At 69.9% G+C, this 15934-nt stretch carries 15 protein-coding genes; 8 read left to right on the top strand and 7 right to left on the bottom strand.

Going from position 1 to position 15934, the window contains the following annotated elements:
• The first annotated feature begins 27 nt into the window (after positions 1 to 27).
• The 4 genes from ACH54P_RS16875 to ACH54P_RS16860 are packed head-to-tail and all read left to right on the top strand — an operon-like array spanning position 28 to position 4177.
• Positions 28 to 474: an SRPBCC family protein gene (locus tag ACH54P_RS16875; RefSeq protein WP_489913766.1), complete on the top strand. Its 447-nt coding sequence runs from the start codon at positions 28 to 30 to the stop codon at positions 472 to 474.
• 39 nt (positions 475 to 513) lie between these two features.
• Positions 514 to 1002, top strand: a complete 489-nt coding sequence (locus ACH54P_RS16870) for a (2Fe-2S)-binding protein (RefSeq protein WP_489913764.1) — start codon at positions 514 to 516, stop codon at positions 1000 to 1002.
• On the top strand, positions 999 to 1976 hold the full coding sequence (locus ACH54P_RS16865; protein WP_489913762.1) for an FAD binding domain-containing protein: 978 nt from the start codon (positions 999 to 1001) through the stop codon (positions 1974 to 1976). Before ACH54P_RS16870 ends, ACH54P_RS16865 begins: the two co-directional genes overlap by 4 nt.
• Positions 1973 to 4177, top strand: a complete 2205-nt coding sequence (locus tag ACH54P_RS16860; protein ID WP_489913760.1) for a xanthine dehydrogenase family protein molybdopterin-binding subunit — start codon at positions 1973 to 1975, stop codon at positions 4175 to 4177. The genes ACH54P_RS16865 and ACH54P_RS16860 overlap by 4 nt, the downstream gene beginning before the upstream one ends.
• 139 nt (positions 4178 to 4316) lie before the next feature.
• On the opposite strand, the gene ACH54P_RS16855 is transcribed toward ACH54P_RS16860, so the two are convergent.
• Positions 4317 to 4835 carry a CGNR zinc finger domain-containing protein gene (locus ACH54P_RS16855; RefSeq protein ID WP_489913758.1) on the bottom strand — a complete coding sequence of 173 codons (519 nt, stop codon included), beginning with the start codon at positions 4833 to 4835 and terminating at the stop codon, positions 4317 to 4319.
• 120 nt (positions 4836 to 4955) lie between these two features.
• On the opposite strand from ACH54P_RS16855, the gene ACH54P_RS16850 reads away from it, so the two are divergent.
• The gene (locus ACH54P_RS16850) at positions 4956 to 7034 is read left to right on the top strand and encodes a glycine/betaine/sarcosine/D-proline family reductase selenoprotein B (protein ID WP_489913756.1); all 2079 of its coding nucleotides are present in this window, start codon (positions 4956 to 4958) and stop codon (positions 7032 to 7034) included.
• Positions 7035 to 7116: 82 nt separating this feature from the next.
• Here the strand turns inward: ACH54P_RS16850 and ACH54P_RS16845 are convergent, their stop codons facing one another.
• Positions 7117 to 7929, bottom strand: coding sequence for a FadR/GntR family transcriptional regulator (locus ACH54P_RS16845; protein WP_489913754.1), 813 nt, complete (start codon positions 7927 to 7929; stop codon positions 7117 to 7119).
• Positions 7930 to 8272: 343 nt separating this feature from the next.
• On the opposite strand from ACH54P_RS16845, the gene ACH54P_RS16840 reads away from it, so the two are divergent.
• The 3 genes from ACH54P_RS16840 to ACH54P_RS16830 are packed head-to-tail and all read left to right on the top strand — an operon-like array spanning position 8273 to position 11451.
• Positions 8273 to 9058 carry an MOSC domain-containing protein gene (locus ACH54P_RS16840; RefSeq protein WP_489913752.1) on the top strand — a complete coding sequence of 262 codons (786 nt, stop codon included), beginning with the start codon at positions 8273 to 8275 and terminating at the stop codon, positions 9056 to 9058.
• Positions 9051 to 9983 (top strand): PDR/VanB family oxidoreductase, encoded by a 933-nt coding sequence (locus ACH54P_RS16835; RefSeq protein WP_489913750.1) that lies wholly within the window; start codon positions 9051 to 9053, stop codon positions 9981 to 9983. The genes ACH54P_RS16840 and ACH54P_RS16835 overlap by 8 nt, the downstream gene beginning before the upstream one ends.
• A gap of 31 nt (positions 9984 to 10014) precedes the next feature.
• The gene (locus tag ACH54P_RS16830; protein ID WP_489913748.1) at positions 10015 to 11451 is read left to right on the top strand and encodes an aldehyde dehydrogenase family protein; all 1437 of its coding nucleotides are present in this window, start codon (positions 10015 to 10017) and stop codon (positions 11449 to 11451) included.
• Positions 11452 to 11533: 82 nt separating this feature from the next.
• Here ACH54P_RS16830 and ACH54P_RS16825 read toward each other — a convergent pair whose 3' ends face one another.
• Genes ACH54P_RS16825 through ACH54P_RS16805 form a run of 5 tightly spaced genes read right to left on the bottom strand, consistent with a single transcriptional unit; the run spans position 11534 to position 15930 of the window.
• Positions 11534 to 12421 carry an ACP S-malonyltransferase gene (locus ACH54P_RS16825; protein ID WP_489913746.1) on the bottom strand — a complete coding sequence of 296 codons (888 nt, stop codon included), beginning with the start codon at positions 12419 to 12421 and terminating at the stop codon, positions 11534 to 11536.
• 2 nt (positions 12422 to 12423) lie between these two features.
• Positions 12424 to 13038, bottom strand: a complete 615-nt coding sequence (locus ACH54P_RS16820) for a malonate decarboxylase holo-ACP synthase (protein WP_489913744.1) — start codon at positions 13036 to 13038, stop codon at positions 12424 to 12426.
• The gene (gene mdcD, locus ACH54P_RS16815) at positions 13035 to 14744 is read right to left on the bottom strand and encodes a biotin-independent malonate decarboxylase subunit beta (protein WP_489913742.1); all 1710 of its coding nucleotides are present in this window, start codon (positions 14742 to 14744) and stop codon (positions 13035 to 13037) included. The genes ACH54P_RS16820 and mdcD overlap by 4 nt, the downstream gene beginning before the upstream one ends.
• Positions 14741 to 15058, bottom strand: coding sequence for a malonate decarboxylase acyl carrier protein (gene mdcC, locus ACH54P_RS16810; RefSeq protein WP_489913740.1), 318 nt, complete (start codon positions 15056 to 15058; stop codon positions 14741 to 14743). The genes mdcD and mdcC overlap by 4 nt, the downstream gene beginning before the upstream one ends.
• 35 nt (positions 15059 to 15093) lie before the next feature.
• Positions 15094 to 15930 (bottom strand): triphosphoribosyl-dephospho-CoA synthase, encoded by an 837-nt coding sequence (locus ACH54P_RS16805; RefSeq protein ID WP_489913738.1) that lies wholly within the window; start codon positions 15928 to 15930, stop codon positions 15094 to 15096.
• Between the last annotated feature and the right edge of the window lie 4 nt (positions 15931 to 15934).

Raw genomic sequence — 15934 nt, 5'->3', positions numbered from 1 at the left:
CACGGTGGGCGAGACGATGGGCCGGGGGTGCACTGGCCCGCCGGGTTCACGCCGGACTGCGCCGACTACCACATCCGAGCCGTCGTGGTCGTGCGCGCGGGCCCGGCGTCGGTGTCCGGCCTGCTCGCCGACGTCGGCCGGTGGCCGACGTGGGTGCCGGGCGTGAGCGAGACCGTGCCGGGGTCCACGACCGGCGTGCCGGGATCCTTTCGCTTCCGCCTCTTCGGGGGCTGGTGCGAGTGCTTGATCGCCGAGTGGCTGCCCGGCGTGCGGCTGGGCTGGTCCGGGCTCGGTCCGGGACTGCACTTCTATCACGCGTGGACCTTCGCCGAAGCGAGCGGCTTCACCACCGTCGTGAGTGAGCTCACTGCCCGCGGCCCGACCGCGGTGACGATGCGCGATGCCCACCCGGAGTGGGAAAACTTCCTCCGCTACGGATGGCTGGAGGGACTCGCAGCAGCCGCCAAGAGCTGAACGCGGATCGAACGACGAAGACATGGAGGTGGCACGGCAATGGAAACAACCACGATTCCGCAGGCGCGGACGCGCTTGCAGGTCAACGGCGAGCCCGTCGAGCTGCAGCACGACACCCGCACGACCCTGCTCGACTTCCTGCGTGAGCAGCGCGGGCTCACCGGGGCGAAAAAGGGCTGCAACCGCGGCGAATGCGGCACGTGCACGGTGCTGGTGGACCGACTGCGGGTCAACAGCTGCCTCATCCTGCTGGCCGAGCTCGACGGTGCCGAGGTCAGCACCGTGGAAGGCCTGGCGCGTGACGGCAAGCTGCACCCCGTGCAGCAGGCGTTCATCGACCAGGACGCGTTCCAGTGCGGGTTCTGCACACCGGGGCAGATCATGTCCGCGGTTGCGTGCATCGCCGAGGGGCACACCGCCGACGCTGCGGAGATCCGCGAGTGGATGAGCGGCAACATCTGCCGGTGCTCGGCGTACCCCCAGATCACGGCCGCGGTGCAGCAGGCCGCGGAGGAGGATCGGTCGTGATCCCCTTCACCTACGAGCGTCCTCGGACGCTGGGCGACGCCGTCGCCCGCACCATGAGCGCAGACGCCGCGTTGCTCGCCGGGGGCACCGAACTGGTCAACTGGATGCGGATGGGCATCCGCACACCGTCCACCGTCGTCGACCTCAAGGCCGTTCCGGGTCTCGACTCGGTGACGCTCGCCGACGACACCGTCCACATCGGACCGCTGGTCACGCTGAACGACCTGGCCGCGCACCCGCTGGTGATCGAGCGGTTCCCGGTGCTGCGCCAGGCGATCCACCTGGCGGCGTCGGCGCAGCTGCGCAACCTCGCCACGATCGGTGGCAATCCGCTCCAGCGCACGCGCTGCCCGTACTTCCGCGCCGAAACCCCGACGCCCTGCAACAAACGCGTTCCCGGTTCGGGCTGCGCCGCACGGCACGGCATCACCGACAACCAGGCCATCTTCGGCTGGACCGACGACTGCGTCGCCGTGCAGCCCTCCGACCCGGCGGCGGCGCTGGCGGCCCTCGACGCGGTGTACGTGACCCGGCACACCGATGGTGGCCGCCGGATCCCCGCCACCGAGCTGAACACGCTGCCCGGAGATAACCCCGCGGTGCACAACGTCTTGCGCCCCGGCGAGGTGATCGTCGACATCGAGGTCACGGGAGCGGCCGTGAAATCGACCTATCTGAAGGTCCGTCCGCGTGCCAGCTACGAGTTCGCCTCGGTCGCGGTGGCGGTAGCTCTCGACCTGGATGGCGACGTGGTGCGGCGGGCGCGGATCGCGCTCGGCTCCGTGGCGATGCGGCCGTGGCGGCTGCGGGTCACCGAGGAGCGGCTGGCCGGTCAGCGGATCGGGTCGGCGTCGGCCTGGGATGCGGTGGCGGCGGGGTTCGGCGACGCGAACCCGCTGCCGGGCAACGAACACAAGATCGAACTGGCTCGCAACGCGGTGGCGCGGGCCCTGCACGGGGCGGTGAGGGCATGACGACGATCGGCGAAGGTATCCGCCGGCTCGACGGGCCGCTGAAGGTGACCGGCGCGGCGAAGTACACAGCGGACAACCGGCTTCCGGGCCAGCTGCACGCGGTGCTCGTCGGAGCCGCGGTTCCTGCCGGCACGGTCACCGGCCTGGACACCGCCCAAGCGTGCGCGGTTCCCGGAGTGGTGACCGTGCTCGGCCCGGGCGACCTGCCGAAGCCGCACGAGCGGCTGAACGGAGTTTCCGTGCCGCCGCTGGCGACGCGGTTCCTGCCTCTGCAGGACAACCGGATCGTTCATCAAGGGCAAGCCGTAGCGGTGGTGGTCGCGGAGACCCTCGAAGCCGCAGAATACGCCGCCGGCCTCGTCGTGGCCCACGTGGAGCACGCGGCATTCGTCGCTCCAGCGCTGGCACCGGTGCAGGAAGCGGAGACCGTCGAGGGATACGCCCAGCTCATGCCGCTGGACAACGTGGTCGGCGACCCGGTCGATCCCGCGTCGGCGCCCGTGCACGTCACCGCGACCTATACGCAGCCCGACCGGCACAACAACCCGATGGAGCCCTCCGCCGTCGTGGCCGGCTGGGACGGTGACGACCGGCTGACGCTCATCGATTCCGCCCAGCACGTCTACGCCGTGCAATCCACCCTCGAAGCCGCGTTCGGGCTCGAGGAAGGTGCGGTCCGCGTGCTGTCCCCGCACACAGGTGGTGGCTTCGGGGCGAAGGCGTTCGTGTGGCCGCACGAGATCCTCGCTCCGATGGTCGCGAAGGTGGTGGGAAAGCCGGTCAAGCTCGTCCTGACCCGGGCGCAGATGTACTCGATGGTCGGCTACCAGCCGGCGATGTGGCATGACGTCGGGGTCGGCGCGCACCGCAACGGCGCGTTCACCGCGATTCACCACGATGCCGTCAACAGCACCGCGGTGACCGAGGACTACGTCGAGTTCGCCACCGCGACCGCGCTGGGGCTGTACGCCACCCCGTCGATCAGCACGACGCAGCGAGTCCGGCGGGGCAACGTCAACCTGCCTACCTTCATGCGGTCCCCGCTCGACGGTCCCGGCACCTGGGCACTGGGCGCGGCGGTGGACGAGGTGGCTCGAGCGGCCGGGATCGACCCGCTGGACCTGCGGCTCATCAACCACGCCGACACCGAGCCGTCGACGGGAAAGCCGTGGTCGTCCAAGAAGCTCGTGCAAGCCTACGGAGAAGGCGCTCACCGGTTCGGATGGCGTGACCGCCCGGCCGGCGGAGAGACGGATGGCCCGTGGCGGATCGGGTACGGCGTCGCCGACGCGACCCAGGGGCAGTTCCGGTTCCCGTCGCAGGCGCGGCTGAGTGCCGATCGCAACGGCGTGGTGACCCTCGAAGCCGGGTTCACCGATATCGGCCAAGGGCCGGGCACGATCTTCCCGCAGGTCGCGGCCAGCGTGCTGGGTCTGCCCGCCGAGGCGGTCCGGCTCAGGCACGGCGACACATCCTTGCCGTTCACCGGACCCACCTACGGTTCGGGCACGACCATCGGAGTCGGTGCCGCCGTCCTCGACGCCGCGCACAAGCTCAAGGCCGAGCTGGCCCGGATCGCCGGTTGGCCAGAGGGCGAGACGACCTGTGAGGAGGGTCGTCTGTGCCACGGCGCGCAGCGCATCCCGTTCGGCAAGCTCGTCGCCGAGCACGGGGAGCCCGTGGTCGTCAGCGGATCGTTCGCCCTGCCCGGTGGCGCCCAGGCCGATGCGGGGCCGTCCGAGCTGGCCATGCGCACATTCGGCGTGGTGTTCGCCGAGGTGGGTGTCGACCCGGAGCTCGGCCTGGTCCGGCTCCGGCGGGCCACCGGTGTCTACAGCGTCGGCAAGGTCGTCAACGAGCGCACCGCGCGGTCCCAGATGATCGGCGGGATCATCTGGGGCTGGGGGATGGCGGCGCTGGAGGCGAGCGAGTTCGAACCCACTCTCGGCCGCTGGCACTCGCAGGACCTGGCCGGTGTCGCGCTCCCGGTCAACGCCGACATCCCGGCCGACATCGACGTCGCATTCGTTGAAGAGTTCGACGAGCACGCGGGCCCGCTCGGGGCCAAAGGCATCGGAGAGCTGTCGGCTACCGGCACCGCTGCGGCCGTCGCGAACGCTGTCTACGACGCAGTGGGAGCACGGATCCGCGACTTGCCGATCACTCCCGCCCGGCTGTTCGAGGCGTTGCGCGCACAGTAGCCCTAGGCGGCCCGGATTCCGGGACCAGGCTGCGCAGGGGCGGCCTGGTCCCGGTCCCGCTGCTGCGACCGGGCGCGATGCTGTGGCCGGTCACGCCGCGGTCCGATTCGATGTCGTCATGGCGGAGTGGTTGCGCTGCTCAGTCGAGCCCGTCGTCGTCCTCGCTGCGCCGACGGGCCCGGTACGCGGCGGCGTGGGTGCGGTTGCCGCAGGCGCGGGAACTGCAGAAGCGTCGTGAGCCGTTGCGGGAGAGGTCGGCGAATACGTTCCGGCAGCCCTCGGCCGAGCACGTCCGCAAGCGCTCGGCGCCGCCGTCGGCGACCACGGAGAGCAGGGCTGCTGCGACCGTTGCGGTCACCCGGTCGACGATGCCGGCGCCGGGCCGGACGTAGTGCCAATGCCAGCCGCCGTCGTGGTCGGTGAGCTGTGGAAGCGCCCGCAGGTCGAACAGCGTGCGGTTGAGGCGCCAGACGGTCTCGTGTTCATCCTGGCCGCTGAACGCGCTTCTGAGCGTCTCGCGCAGACCACGTAGCCGTTCGAGTTCGTCTTCGGAGGGTGGGGCTTCGAGTACCCAACCGCGGTGTTCCAGTAGGACGGCTGCTGCGGCCGGGTCCGCGAGACCCTCGAGGCCGGTTTCCGGGTCCGCGGTGTTGATCAAGTCCACCGCGGTGAGTACCGCCCTCCCTGCGTAAGCACTCAAGTTCACTTGACTCCTGACGTCGCCCGTCCGTACCGTCAGGAGCTTAACTGATTTTGCTACTGACATAAGGGCGCGCTGATGGGGTCGAGTCTCGAGCTGAAATCCGTAGGGCCAGATGGCGCGGCACGCAGGCCGGTCCACTGCGATTGCGAGGTTCTGCCTCCGCCCTCTCTGGTCCAGGAGGTCCTGCCCGTCACCGCCGTCGGGCTCGGCGACATGACGATCTGGCAGGGCGGCGCCTTGAGGGTCGCTCGCGACATCGCCGGTGACCTCGACGTCCCGCTCGTGACTTCGGTGGTCGTCGATGTCATCGCCCCCGCGTCACGAAATGTGCTCACGGACACGATCCTCGACGTCGTACCCCTGGCCGTGAAGGTCGAGGGTGGCATCGGCCACGGCTCGACGCGGCTGGCGAAGGGGGTCGTGCTGGTCGTGACAGGGAAGGACGGTGACGGCGTGCAACTCGGTGAAGCGGGCAACTCGGCCGGGGTGCTGTCCGACCGCCTGGCAGACTCGGCCGCGGGTACGCCCGACGCCGGCGATTGGATCATCCGGATCGCGGCGACCATCGAGGCGGGACGGCGGATGGAACGCCAAGGACCGGCCGCGGCGCACCGCGCCGCCGACGTCGTCGCCGACAAGCTGCGACAGGCATTGCGGGAAGCGCCCTCCACTGCCACCGTCGAGCGGCGGACGCTCGAAGAGCCGATGGGCGCCGGGCCGCGCATCGCGCTGGTGAAGCTGGTCATGGGACAAGGCGCCATGCACGAGAACCTCATCTTCCCCGCCGAGCCGGGCGGCGTGCGCGGCGCGGCCTCCCTTATCGACCTCGGCAACATGCCTCAGCAGCTGAGAGTCAACGAAGTACGCGACGGTGCGCTGCACTCGCTGTGCTGTGTCGGACCATCCAGCAAGGAAACCACCCTGCACTACTACCGTGACCCGCTGATCGCTGCCCTTGCCGGTGACTCCGAGCTACACCTGACCGGCGTGATCGTGGTGGGCAGCCCGGCACAGGAAGCGGACAAGCGCTTCGTCGCCGGACGAGTGGGCGCGATGGTCGCGGCGGCCGGGGTGGATGGTGCGGTCGTGGCCACCGAAGGATTCGGCAACAACCACATCGACTTCGCGGCCGAGATCGAGGAAATCGCCAAGTACGGCACGCCGACCGTGGGAGTCTGCTGGTCCGCGGCGCGCGGCATGGTGGCGGGCAACGAATACATGTACTCGCTCGTCGAGGTGAACAAGGCCGACGGCGGCCAGGAGAGCGATGTTCTCGGCGAGAACACGGCCGACGAGGCCGACGCCCGTCGCTGCGTCGCCATGCTCAAGACGATGCTGTTCGGTGCGGACACCCAGCCCGCGCCGCAGTCGTGGGACCAGGAGGTGTTGCGGGCCAACCAAGGGCTCGTCGACAAGGCAGCCGCCGAGTACCACGGCCGGCCGACGTTCACCGCCGGCATCCGTAGCGAAGTGCCGGTGTCTGCGACTGCCCCGACACCACTTGCGTCGCTGACACGGCCGCTGAGCCAGGCCGCTGTGGCGCTGGTGTCCTCGGCCGGCGCGCATACCGTCGGCGACACACCTTTCCGTCCCTACGCCGATTACACCCTGCGCGAAATTCATGCCGGTGCTGCGGACGAGGAACTCACCTTCGCCTCCGGCAGCTATGACAACAGCGACGTCAACGCCGATCCCAACTGCCTGTTCCCGCTCGCCCGTTTGCGCGAACTCGTCACCGACGGGGTGGTCGGCGGCGTCAGTCCGGCGCACTTCGCGATGCAAGGCGGCGGAACGGAAATCGAACTCGTGAAAACCCGAACCGGCCCGGAACTCGTGCGCCGGCTGATCGAGTGCGGAGCCGAGGCGGTCGTGCTGATCGGAGCATGCGGCAGTTGCCACCGCTCTGCCGTGGTGCTGCAGCGGATGATCGAACAGGCAGGTATCCCGACCGTGATCATCGCGTCACTGCCCACTGTGGCCGCGCAACTGGGCGCTCCCCGGATCGCGGCGACCGACACCCCGATGGGTGCCGCGTTGGGTGCGCCGCACGACACCGCGCAACAACGACGCATTCTGGCCGGCGCACTTCGCTTCCTCGAGACGGCGAGGGAGGCGGGCGAGCTGACACGCATCCCCGAGTCGTACCGGAGCTGAGCCGCACGGTCTGCGCATGGCCGGGGCGGGTCAGCCGCGGCGAGCGTGGTGGACGTGCTGCGGACGTCGGCTCGCGGCGGGCTCAGGTGGGAGGAGGGCCGCCGCTTCCCGTGTATTCCTGCTGCGTCCAGTGCTGGTACACAGTCGCCATGTAGGTCGCGAGCAGCTCGATCGCGCTCTCTGCGTCGCGCGCTCTGATGCGGGCCGCGATCTCCGAAAGGGTTCGTGGGATGAAGTCGTCGCCGATCGGGCCGAAGGACAGGGTCAGGTCATAGCGGAGCTGGGCCAGGGAGCCCATGAGCATGATCAGAATCGGGTTCCCGGACGCTTCGGCCAGCAGTTCGTGGAATTCGATGTGCAGGCGGCTGCGCAGGTCGAGGTCGCGTGCGGCCGAAAGGCTCTCCGCGGCGGCGAGCTTCGCGTCAAGTGCGTCGAACAAGTCTTCGCCGGCGCGCTCGCAGACGAGCCTGATCACTGAGCTCTCGACCGTGAGCGCCGCTTCGGTGAGATCGGCGACGGTGAAGGTTCCCAGCGCCATGATGTCGGCCAGGTTGCGCGCGAGGAGGTCGGTGCGACCCGAAGTGATGAAGGCGCCACCCGTCGAACCGGTCTTCAACTCCAGGACGCCGTTGACTTCCAGCATCCGCAGTGCCTCGCGGACGGTATTGCGACCGACCTGAAATTGCTCGGCGAGTGCCCGCTCGGACGGCAGTCGATCGCCAGGTCGCAGCTGCCCGCTGCTGATCATGGCGCGTAGCTGGCCGATGATCACGTCGGAAGCGCGCGACGTCGCGACAGGCTTGAAACTGGCCTGCTGTCGGGCGCGGTCCGAGCCGCCCGCCGCGGCCTCGGCTGCGTCTGTGCCTGTCATGTGTGCCTGCTCCGCCCCCTTCATGCGTCTTGTCAGGCTAGCCGACCCGTGAGGGGGATTTGGCCGACCATCCCCTCGGAGGTATGGTTCTACCATTGATCCAAAATACCAAGATCTGAGACGAGGTGCCGTGGGCGCGGCTGCCGGGCGGCCCCGCGCGATTGCGGGCCGAGCTGCGAGAGCGGGTTGCCGTGGCGGTGAGAGGGCCGTGACCTGCTGGATTCCGCGCGACAACGGCCTGCTGCCCGAGCCGACGCCTCGGCTCGGCGCGTCCAGCTCACTCGCCGACGACGTCGTGGGTTCTCCATGCCTGACGCGTCCGGTATCCGCCCTGCTCGCACGGGAACGCCGAGAAAGGGAACGACCTATGGCCCACCTTGCGGATATCTACCGATATCCGGTGAAGGGGCTCAGTCCTGAAAAGCTCGATGAAGTGACTCTGCGAGCTGGTCAAGGGCTACCCGGAGACCGGCTCTACGCGCTTGCCCGAGCCGATGGCCGCTATCGGCGAGGACTGCGTGAGGGTTTGCCGAAGACCGAGTTCTTCGTTCTCGCCACGCACGAACGGCTCGCCGGCTTGACCACCCACATCGCCCCGGATCGGCGCTCCCTCACCGTGCTGGTGCGTGGACACCCGGTCCTGGAATGCGATCTTGGTACCGGGGCCGGCCGGGTCGCGGCGCAAGAGCTCTTCGCCCGTGTGCTCGACTGCCCCGAAGACAGCGCTCCGATAGTCGCGCACGAGCCCGGGCGGAGGTTCACCGACGCCGCCGTGCAGGGGAAACTCGGCATGGAAGCCGTATCGGTGATCAACCTCGCGAGCGTGCTCGACCTCGCGGAGCGGATCGGCGCTCCACTCGACCCGCTGCGCTTCAGGGCGAACCTCTACTGGGACGGGTTGCCGGCCTTCGCCGAGAACGACCTCGTCGGCGCCCTCGTCACGATCGGGGAATGCGTGTTCCGCGTACTCGCGCGGACCCCACGCTGCGCCGCCACCGAGGTCGCCCCGACATCCGGCCGGCGTGACCTGGCGGTGCTGCGTCTGATGGCCCACCATTACGGCCACACCCAGTTGGGCGTCTACCTCGACGTTCTCGCCGGGGGCGTCCTACGGCCGAACGATCTCGTGACGAGGCGTGCCGCCGGTGACTGATCAGCGCATCCGGGTCGTGGTCACCGGCAAAACGATGCTGGGCCGGCGGATCTGGAGGTTCGAGCTCCAGGCGTGGCACGGCGATCTTCCCCCCTTCACGGCGGGGTCTCACATCACCGTCACCGCGCCCAACGGTATGGCGAGGACCTACTCGCTCACGGATCCACCCGGCAGCGGCTACGCCATCACCGTCGGCCGGGAGGCCGGCGGCCGCGGTGGTTCTCGAAGCCTCGTCGACGACACTGCCGTCGGCGACGAGCTGCTCATCACGAAACCGATCCGTGGGTTCGTTCCCGCCGACGCCCCCTCGCACCTGCTGGTCGCCGGCGGCATGGGCATCACTGGTATCCGTGCGTTGCGCGCCGCCCTGCGCGGCGTCGAAGGGTGCCGTGTCCGAACGGTCTACCTGGCCCGCAACCGCGATGAGGCGCCGTACGCCGAGGAACTGACGAGCGAGGACGACCTCCTGCACCTCAGTGACGAGGCCGGCCGTCTCGATCTGTGGCCCTTCCTGGCTGTACCGGACGGAACCCACCTCTATTGCTGCGGCTCGCAGCGGCTCGTCGAAGAAGTGCGGGCACTGACGATGCACTGGAACCCGCGAACTGTGCACTTCGAGAACTTCACCAATGCCGATACTGCCGCACCGGCCGGTGTGCCGTTCACTGCGCAGTGGTATCCCAGTGGACGCGCCATTGAGGTGGCCGGCTCCGAGACTCTGCTGACTGCACTGCGAAGGAACGGCGTCGATGTCCCCTCGTCATGCCTGGCCGGCATCTGCGGCTCTTGCCGCCTGCGACTGGTGGAAGGCGATGCTGAGCACCGCGACGCAGTACTGGCCGAACACGAACGCGCCCACGCGATCATCCCGTGCGTGTCCCGCGCCGCAACGCCCCGGATCACCGTTGCCGTCGACGCGAGTTGAATCCCCGTCTTTGTCCCAAGGAGAGAGAGCAATGAACCCAGACACGATGATCGTCCCGGCCATCGATGCGCAGTTGACCATCGATGGCAAGAGCGTGACGACGCCTGGCCGGATCGAGGTCGTCGATCCGGCCACCGGAGAGAATTTCAGTTCTGTGCCGGATGCCGGCCCGGCGCAGGTCGATGCGGCTCTGGCCGCCGCGGACAAGGCGTTTGCAGGCTGGCGCGCAGATGAGAACGAACGCCGAGCGGCGCTGCGTAGGATGGCCGCGACGATCAGCGCGGCCGAAGACGAGCTGGCTCGGCTGCTGACTGCGGAACAGGGCAAACCTCTCACTTCGGCTCGCATGGAGGTCGCCGGCGCGGCAGGCTGGCTGAATTACTACGCCGATCTCGACCTGCCCGCAGAGGTCCTGCGCGATGACGAACAGGCAAGGGTTGAAGTGGTTCGTCGGCCGCTGGGTCCCGTCGTTGCCATTCCCCCGAACAACTTCCCGCTGTTCATCGCTTTCGCCAAAGTGGCCTCGGCTTTGCGAGTGGGCGACACAGTCGTGCTCAAGCCCTCGCCGTACACCCCGGTCACCACGTTGCGCATCGGCGAGCTGCTGCGCGAGGTACTGCCGCCCGGGGTGCTCAACGTGATCAGCGGGTCCGATGCGGTGGGGCCGCTGCTGACCGGCCACGCTCTGACCCGGGTGATCACCTTCACGGGATCGACCGCGACCGGCAAGAGGATCGCGACGTCGGCGATGAACGACGTGAAACGCCTCGTCCTTGAGATGGGCGGCAACGACCCGGCGATTGTTCTCGACGATGCCGACATCGACGCGATCGCCGACCGGTTGTTTGCCACCGCGTTCGACAACAACGGTCAGGCGTGCGTGGCACCGAAGCGCCTCTACGTGGCCTCGTCCCTGCATGACCGGCTCGTGGACGCGCTGGTCGACCGCGCTCGTGCGGTCCGCGTGGGCAGCGGGTTCGATCCGGCGACCGAACTCGGCCCGCTCACCACCGTCCTCCAGCGTGACCGCGTTGCCGAACTGGTTGCCGACGCCGTGGCGCACGGAGCCTCGGCGATTGCCGGCAAACAGGAGCCCGGTGACCGCGGGTTCTTCCACCGGCCGACGATCTTGACCGGGGCCACTGACGGCATGCGGGTCGTGGACGAAGAGCAGTTCGGCCCGGCGCTGCCGATCATTCCCTTCACCCATCTCGAGGACGCGATCCGGAGTGCGAACAGCGGTGCCTACGGTCTGGGCAGCTCCGTCTGGGGCACTGACACCGACCGGGCGCGCGCTGTGGCAACCCGGCTTGAGGCCGGGATGACCTGGGTGAACAACCATGTCGTCCTAGCCTTCGACGTACCCTTCGCCGGGAGCAAGCAGAGCGGTGTCGGTATCGAAGGCGGCCCGCGTGGTGTCGAGGGCTACGCCGACCTGCACGTCATCCACGAGACCCGCGCGTCCTGACCCACCCGGCCCGGACCAAACCGGGACCTGATCTCGACGGCAGATCAGGTCCCGCGCGGCCTGGCCGGCTCCGAGACACCGACTAGCGAACTCGGCGCGCGATCCCGTCCGGCGACGTGCCGTCGAAAGCTGTGCCGCGGACGGCGGGTGCAGTGGCGGCCAGCAGCCGGGTGAGGACTTGCCCCGGTGGCATTTCGACGGCGGTCGTCATCCCGAGCTCCACCATCAGACGGATCGCGTCGTGCCATCGCACGGGATGGGCGACCGCCTGGGCGAGGTCGTCGAGGACCGCGTCGGAGTCATCCAGGATTCGTCGTCCGCGGGTGTTCGTGAGGTAGGGGATCCGTTGCCGGCGGCGGGGGAGAGCGCCGAGGTGGGTGGCGAGCCGTTCGGCGGTTTCGGCTTGGACCGGGCCGTGGGACGCGACAGCGACGGGGAGCCGCTCACAGCGGCGCGCTCCGGCGTGCCGCGCTGCCTGCCCGGCAGTGGCGAGCGCGCGGCCGGTGCCCCCGAGCACGACCTGGTCCGCGGCGTTGATGTTGGCGATCCACAATGGAGCATCGGCACGCGATACGTCCTGGACCAGTGCCCGCGCGGCGGATGGCCGGATGCCGACGAGCGCCGCCATGCCCCAGTCGCCGGTGAGACACGCCCGGGTCATCAACTCGCCGCGCAGCTGCACGGCCTCGATTGCCTCGGGCAGCGTCAGGACCCCGGCGCTCACGGCCGCGGCGAATGCGCCGGCCGAGTGGCCGGCGACGAAGTCGGGAACCAGGCCGTGGCCCTCCATCAGTATCCGAGACGCAGCAACTCCGGCCACCAGCAGTGCGAGCTGTGTCCCGGTAGTCGACGCCAGTGCGTTTTCGCTGTCCAACTGCTCCCAGTCGCCGATCTCCGCGTCGGCGGGCAGGCGGTGCAGCATGCCGGCGCGCTGGGAGCCCTGGCCGGGGTAGAGGAATGCGAGCGCCATGGTCAGCTCTCCCGGGCCGGGAGCGGGACGAGGCGCGGTCCGGCCGCCGTGCGCAGCAAGACCTCGGTGGCACCCGAAACCAGTTCGTCCAGCACCACGGCGCCATCGGGCAGCTCGAGCCGGCAGTCCCCGTGCGTGGGCAAATCCTGCAAGGCGGTGTGGAGGGTGGTCAGGTCGGCCGGAAACGGCAACGTCGGACTCCGCAGCACCAGGTCGAGGTCACTGGTCGCGGTGACCGTGGGCACGCCGGTCGCGAGTTCGAACCCCACGCTGCCGCCCGGCCCCCACCGCAATCCGGCCGCGTCGAGCAGAGGCCGGGCCGCGGCAAGTGCTCGCGCCGCGGGAAGGGCGGGCATCGCGAGATCGCGCTCGGTGAGCTGCTCTGGCGTCACGACCTCGGCGATCGCATGGCTCCGCACGAGCAGCCCGTGGCGCTGAGACCGATTTCGGCCCCGAACGCCGACCGGCAGGAAGCCGTCCGGGGCGTCGGCCCGGCGGACCACGACCCATGGTGCGCGCCGCAGGGCGGGGCCGACCCAGCCGGGAGCATCGGCCGGGACCACCGCGCCGGGGGAGTCGAGCCGCAGAAGGTCGTGCGGGCGGGGAGGCAGGCTCATCGCGGTTGCTCATCCCACTGACGGACCAGCAGGTCTCGAACCCGACGGGACGCGGCGCGGGTGCGCCGGGCGCCGGGCGACTCCATCCGGTTCGACAGGTCCCGCGGTCCGCTGCGGGCGACGGCGATGGACGCTGTGATGGCCTCCCGTGCGCGTGCGGCGTCGGCCGTGGTCGGGTGGTCGGCGTCTTCGACGGTGAGCAGCCCGTCGCAGAACCCGAGGTTTGCCCAGTCGCGCACGTCGTAGCTCAGCGGTGGCACTGTCTTCGCCAATTCGTCGAGCTGTTCGACGGTGCGTCGTGTGATGGCGGCAGCGGCCGGCTTGTGCATGGCGTGGATCTCGACTCCGGGATCGTTGAGCGCGAGGATCTGCTGGGCCTGCAGCCCGTGGGCGAGAAAGCCGCCTGAAAGCGCATGGCCGACGACCAGCGCGACGACGGGGTGACCGGCGGCGCGGGCGGTCACGTAGGCGTCCACCGCCGTGGCGATCGCCTGGTGCAGGCCCGCCATCTCCTCGATCCGGCCGTAGGCCTGGCTCGGCAGGTCGACGACGGCCACGATCGCGCGCCGGCGGTCGGTGCCGGCGTCCTCGGCCACGACGTCTCGGATCGTGCGCGCCAGTGCGAGGCACTCGGTCAGGCCGACCTGACCTTCGCGGGCCCGGTGGAACGGGTTGGCGGGGTCAGGCACGACGGCGAGGTGGACGGCGTCTGCGGTGTCCGCGCGCAGTACGGAGGGAATCACAACCTGCGGCGTGGGTGCCCCGGACAGTGCCAGCAGCCAGCGCCGTCCCCGCCCATCGGAGGTCGAGGCACGCGGCTCAGGTGCGGAGGTGGTGCCGACGGGCTCGTAGGTGCTGCCCCAGAGCGATCGTAGGTCAGCCGGCGCCGGCGGGTGCGCCGGATCGAGCGAGCTCAGCCGCGACGCGAGGACGTCGAGCCGCTCGCTGCGGTGGCGCCCCGGTTCGGTGGGCCCGGCGGCGATCGCCGTACGGACCGCGTCGCGCATCGCTTCGGCGTCATCAGGGACAAGTTCGTCGGCCAAGCCGATCGCGTGGCGCTGGGCACCACCGTCGACGGCCCAGATCAGCGCGCGGTCGCCGGAGTCGAACTCGTCCACGCCGGCCTCGACCTCGATGACGGCGGGGCCGTTGAGCCCGATCCGGCCCTGCGGAGTCACCAGGAGCCGGGTGCACAAGCCTGCCGCGATACTGACTCCGCCGAAGGACCCGACCTCGCCGGCGACGACCCCGACGACGGGGGCCAGCGACCGCAGTTCCAGGACTGCGGAACAGATCTCGGCCACGGCGTTGAGGCCCAGGTTGGCCTCCTGCAGGCGGACCCCACCCGTTTCCAGCAGCAGGACCGCAGCTGTCGGGTTGCCGTTGCGTGAGTCCTCCGCGGCGAGCCGGAGCCCTTCACTGATCTTGGCCCCGGCAACCTCGCCGGTGCCACCGCCTTGGAAACCTTGTTCGATCGAGGCGACCACGACCCGGGCGCCGCCGATCGTGCCGCGGACCAGGACCACGCCGTCGTCGGCCTGGGGCACCACACCTTGTGGCGCCAGCCAGGGGGATTCGACGCGGTCGAATGGTCCGCACAGGACGCGGGCGGAGCCGGGGTCGAGCAGGCTCTGCGCGCGGCCGAGAGCGTCCTGTTCCAGATAGCTGCGGCGCTGCAGCAGCGTCCGCCAGTCGGTGGTGATCATGCCTGCTCCTTTCCGGCTCCGGCGGTGACCGCTTCGGCGGCCTGGCGCAACCGGAGTGCGACGACACCGGGGGTGGCGCCGAAGTCGTTGAGTTCCCAGCGCCCTTGCACCGGGCGGTGAGCGAAGAAACGGTCGAGGACGGCGTGCCACACGGTGTCGAAGCCGTCGACGCTCGTGCGGACCCGGACCTGGGCGCCGCGGTTGGCCGGTTCGGGGTCGACGAGGATTTCCAGGTCGCCCGAGGCGACCACACCAACGTGGGCTCGCTGGGCCGGCGGCCGGTCCGCGGGGAAGTGATAGTCGAGTGTCTGCATGGCGGAACTCTCTTTCCGGCGTGAGGGGTCGTGGGTCAGTGTGTGCGGATTGCGTCGAGGAACAGAGCGGCGGCCAACAGGTCCGCGCTGCCCCCGGGAGAAAGGCCGTGGGTGGCGGCCAGCCGGTCGAGCACGGTGAGGCGGTGGCGTCCGGCCCGGGTGGCGCAGCCCCCCGCGGCGAGGACTGCGGACGCGCCGTCCCGGACTGCGTTCAGTCCGGCCGTACCGCCTCGGTGCAGCAAACAGGTGTCTTCCAAGGTCGCCATCACCGCGAGCAGGGCGTCAAGCCGGGCGGACGCCTCGTCCGCGCCGCGGCGGCGAGCGCGGTACAAGGTGGGCAATGCCTGCCGCGTGACGTGTGGGAACCCGGCCTGCGCCTCGCCTGCCGCGCCCGCCGCGCCGTACCTGCGACGTGCGCGAGCTCCGTGCGAATCGGAAGATCCGGGAAGTGCGGAGTCGGGCAGCGTCGCAAGCTGTGCGGCGAACCGCACTGCGGCGGCGGGGGTGCGCCCGTGCACAGCTGCCGCGCTGAGCAGTCCGACGGCCCAGAGCGCGCCCCGGTGCGTGTTCACGCCCCCGGTTGTCGCGAGCATCCGGCGTTCCCCGGCCCTCCCGACCGCACCGACGCGGGCTCGAAGCTCCGGCCCCAGCGGAAGGTCCAAGGCGGCCTGGGCGCACGAGGCGAACGCCTCGCGCAGTGATTCTGCCGAGGCCGTCAGCAGGTTGAGGGTCATGTCGTCGTGGGCCCCCGCGCCGCGCCGGTCGACCAGTCCCGGTTTCGGGGTCAGTTCGGCCTCAGCGCGCAGCGCGGCGACCGCGGTGTCAGCGATTCGTGCGGTCTTGGTGCGGGGCGGAAGGGTGGTGATCGTCACGGCA

Source organism: Amycolatopsis sp. N2S4-7 (assembly GCF_058119595.1).
Note: the sequence above shows the minus strand (reverse complement) of the source record. Positions and strands in the feature narration are given on the sequence as shown.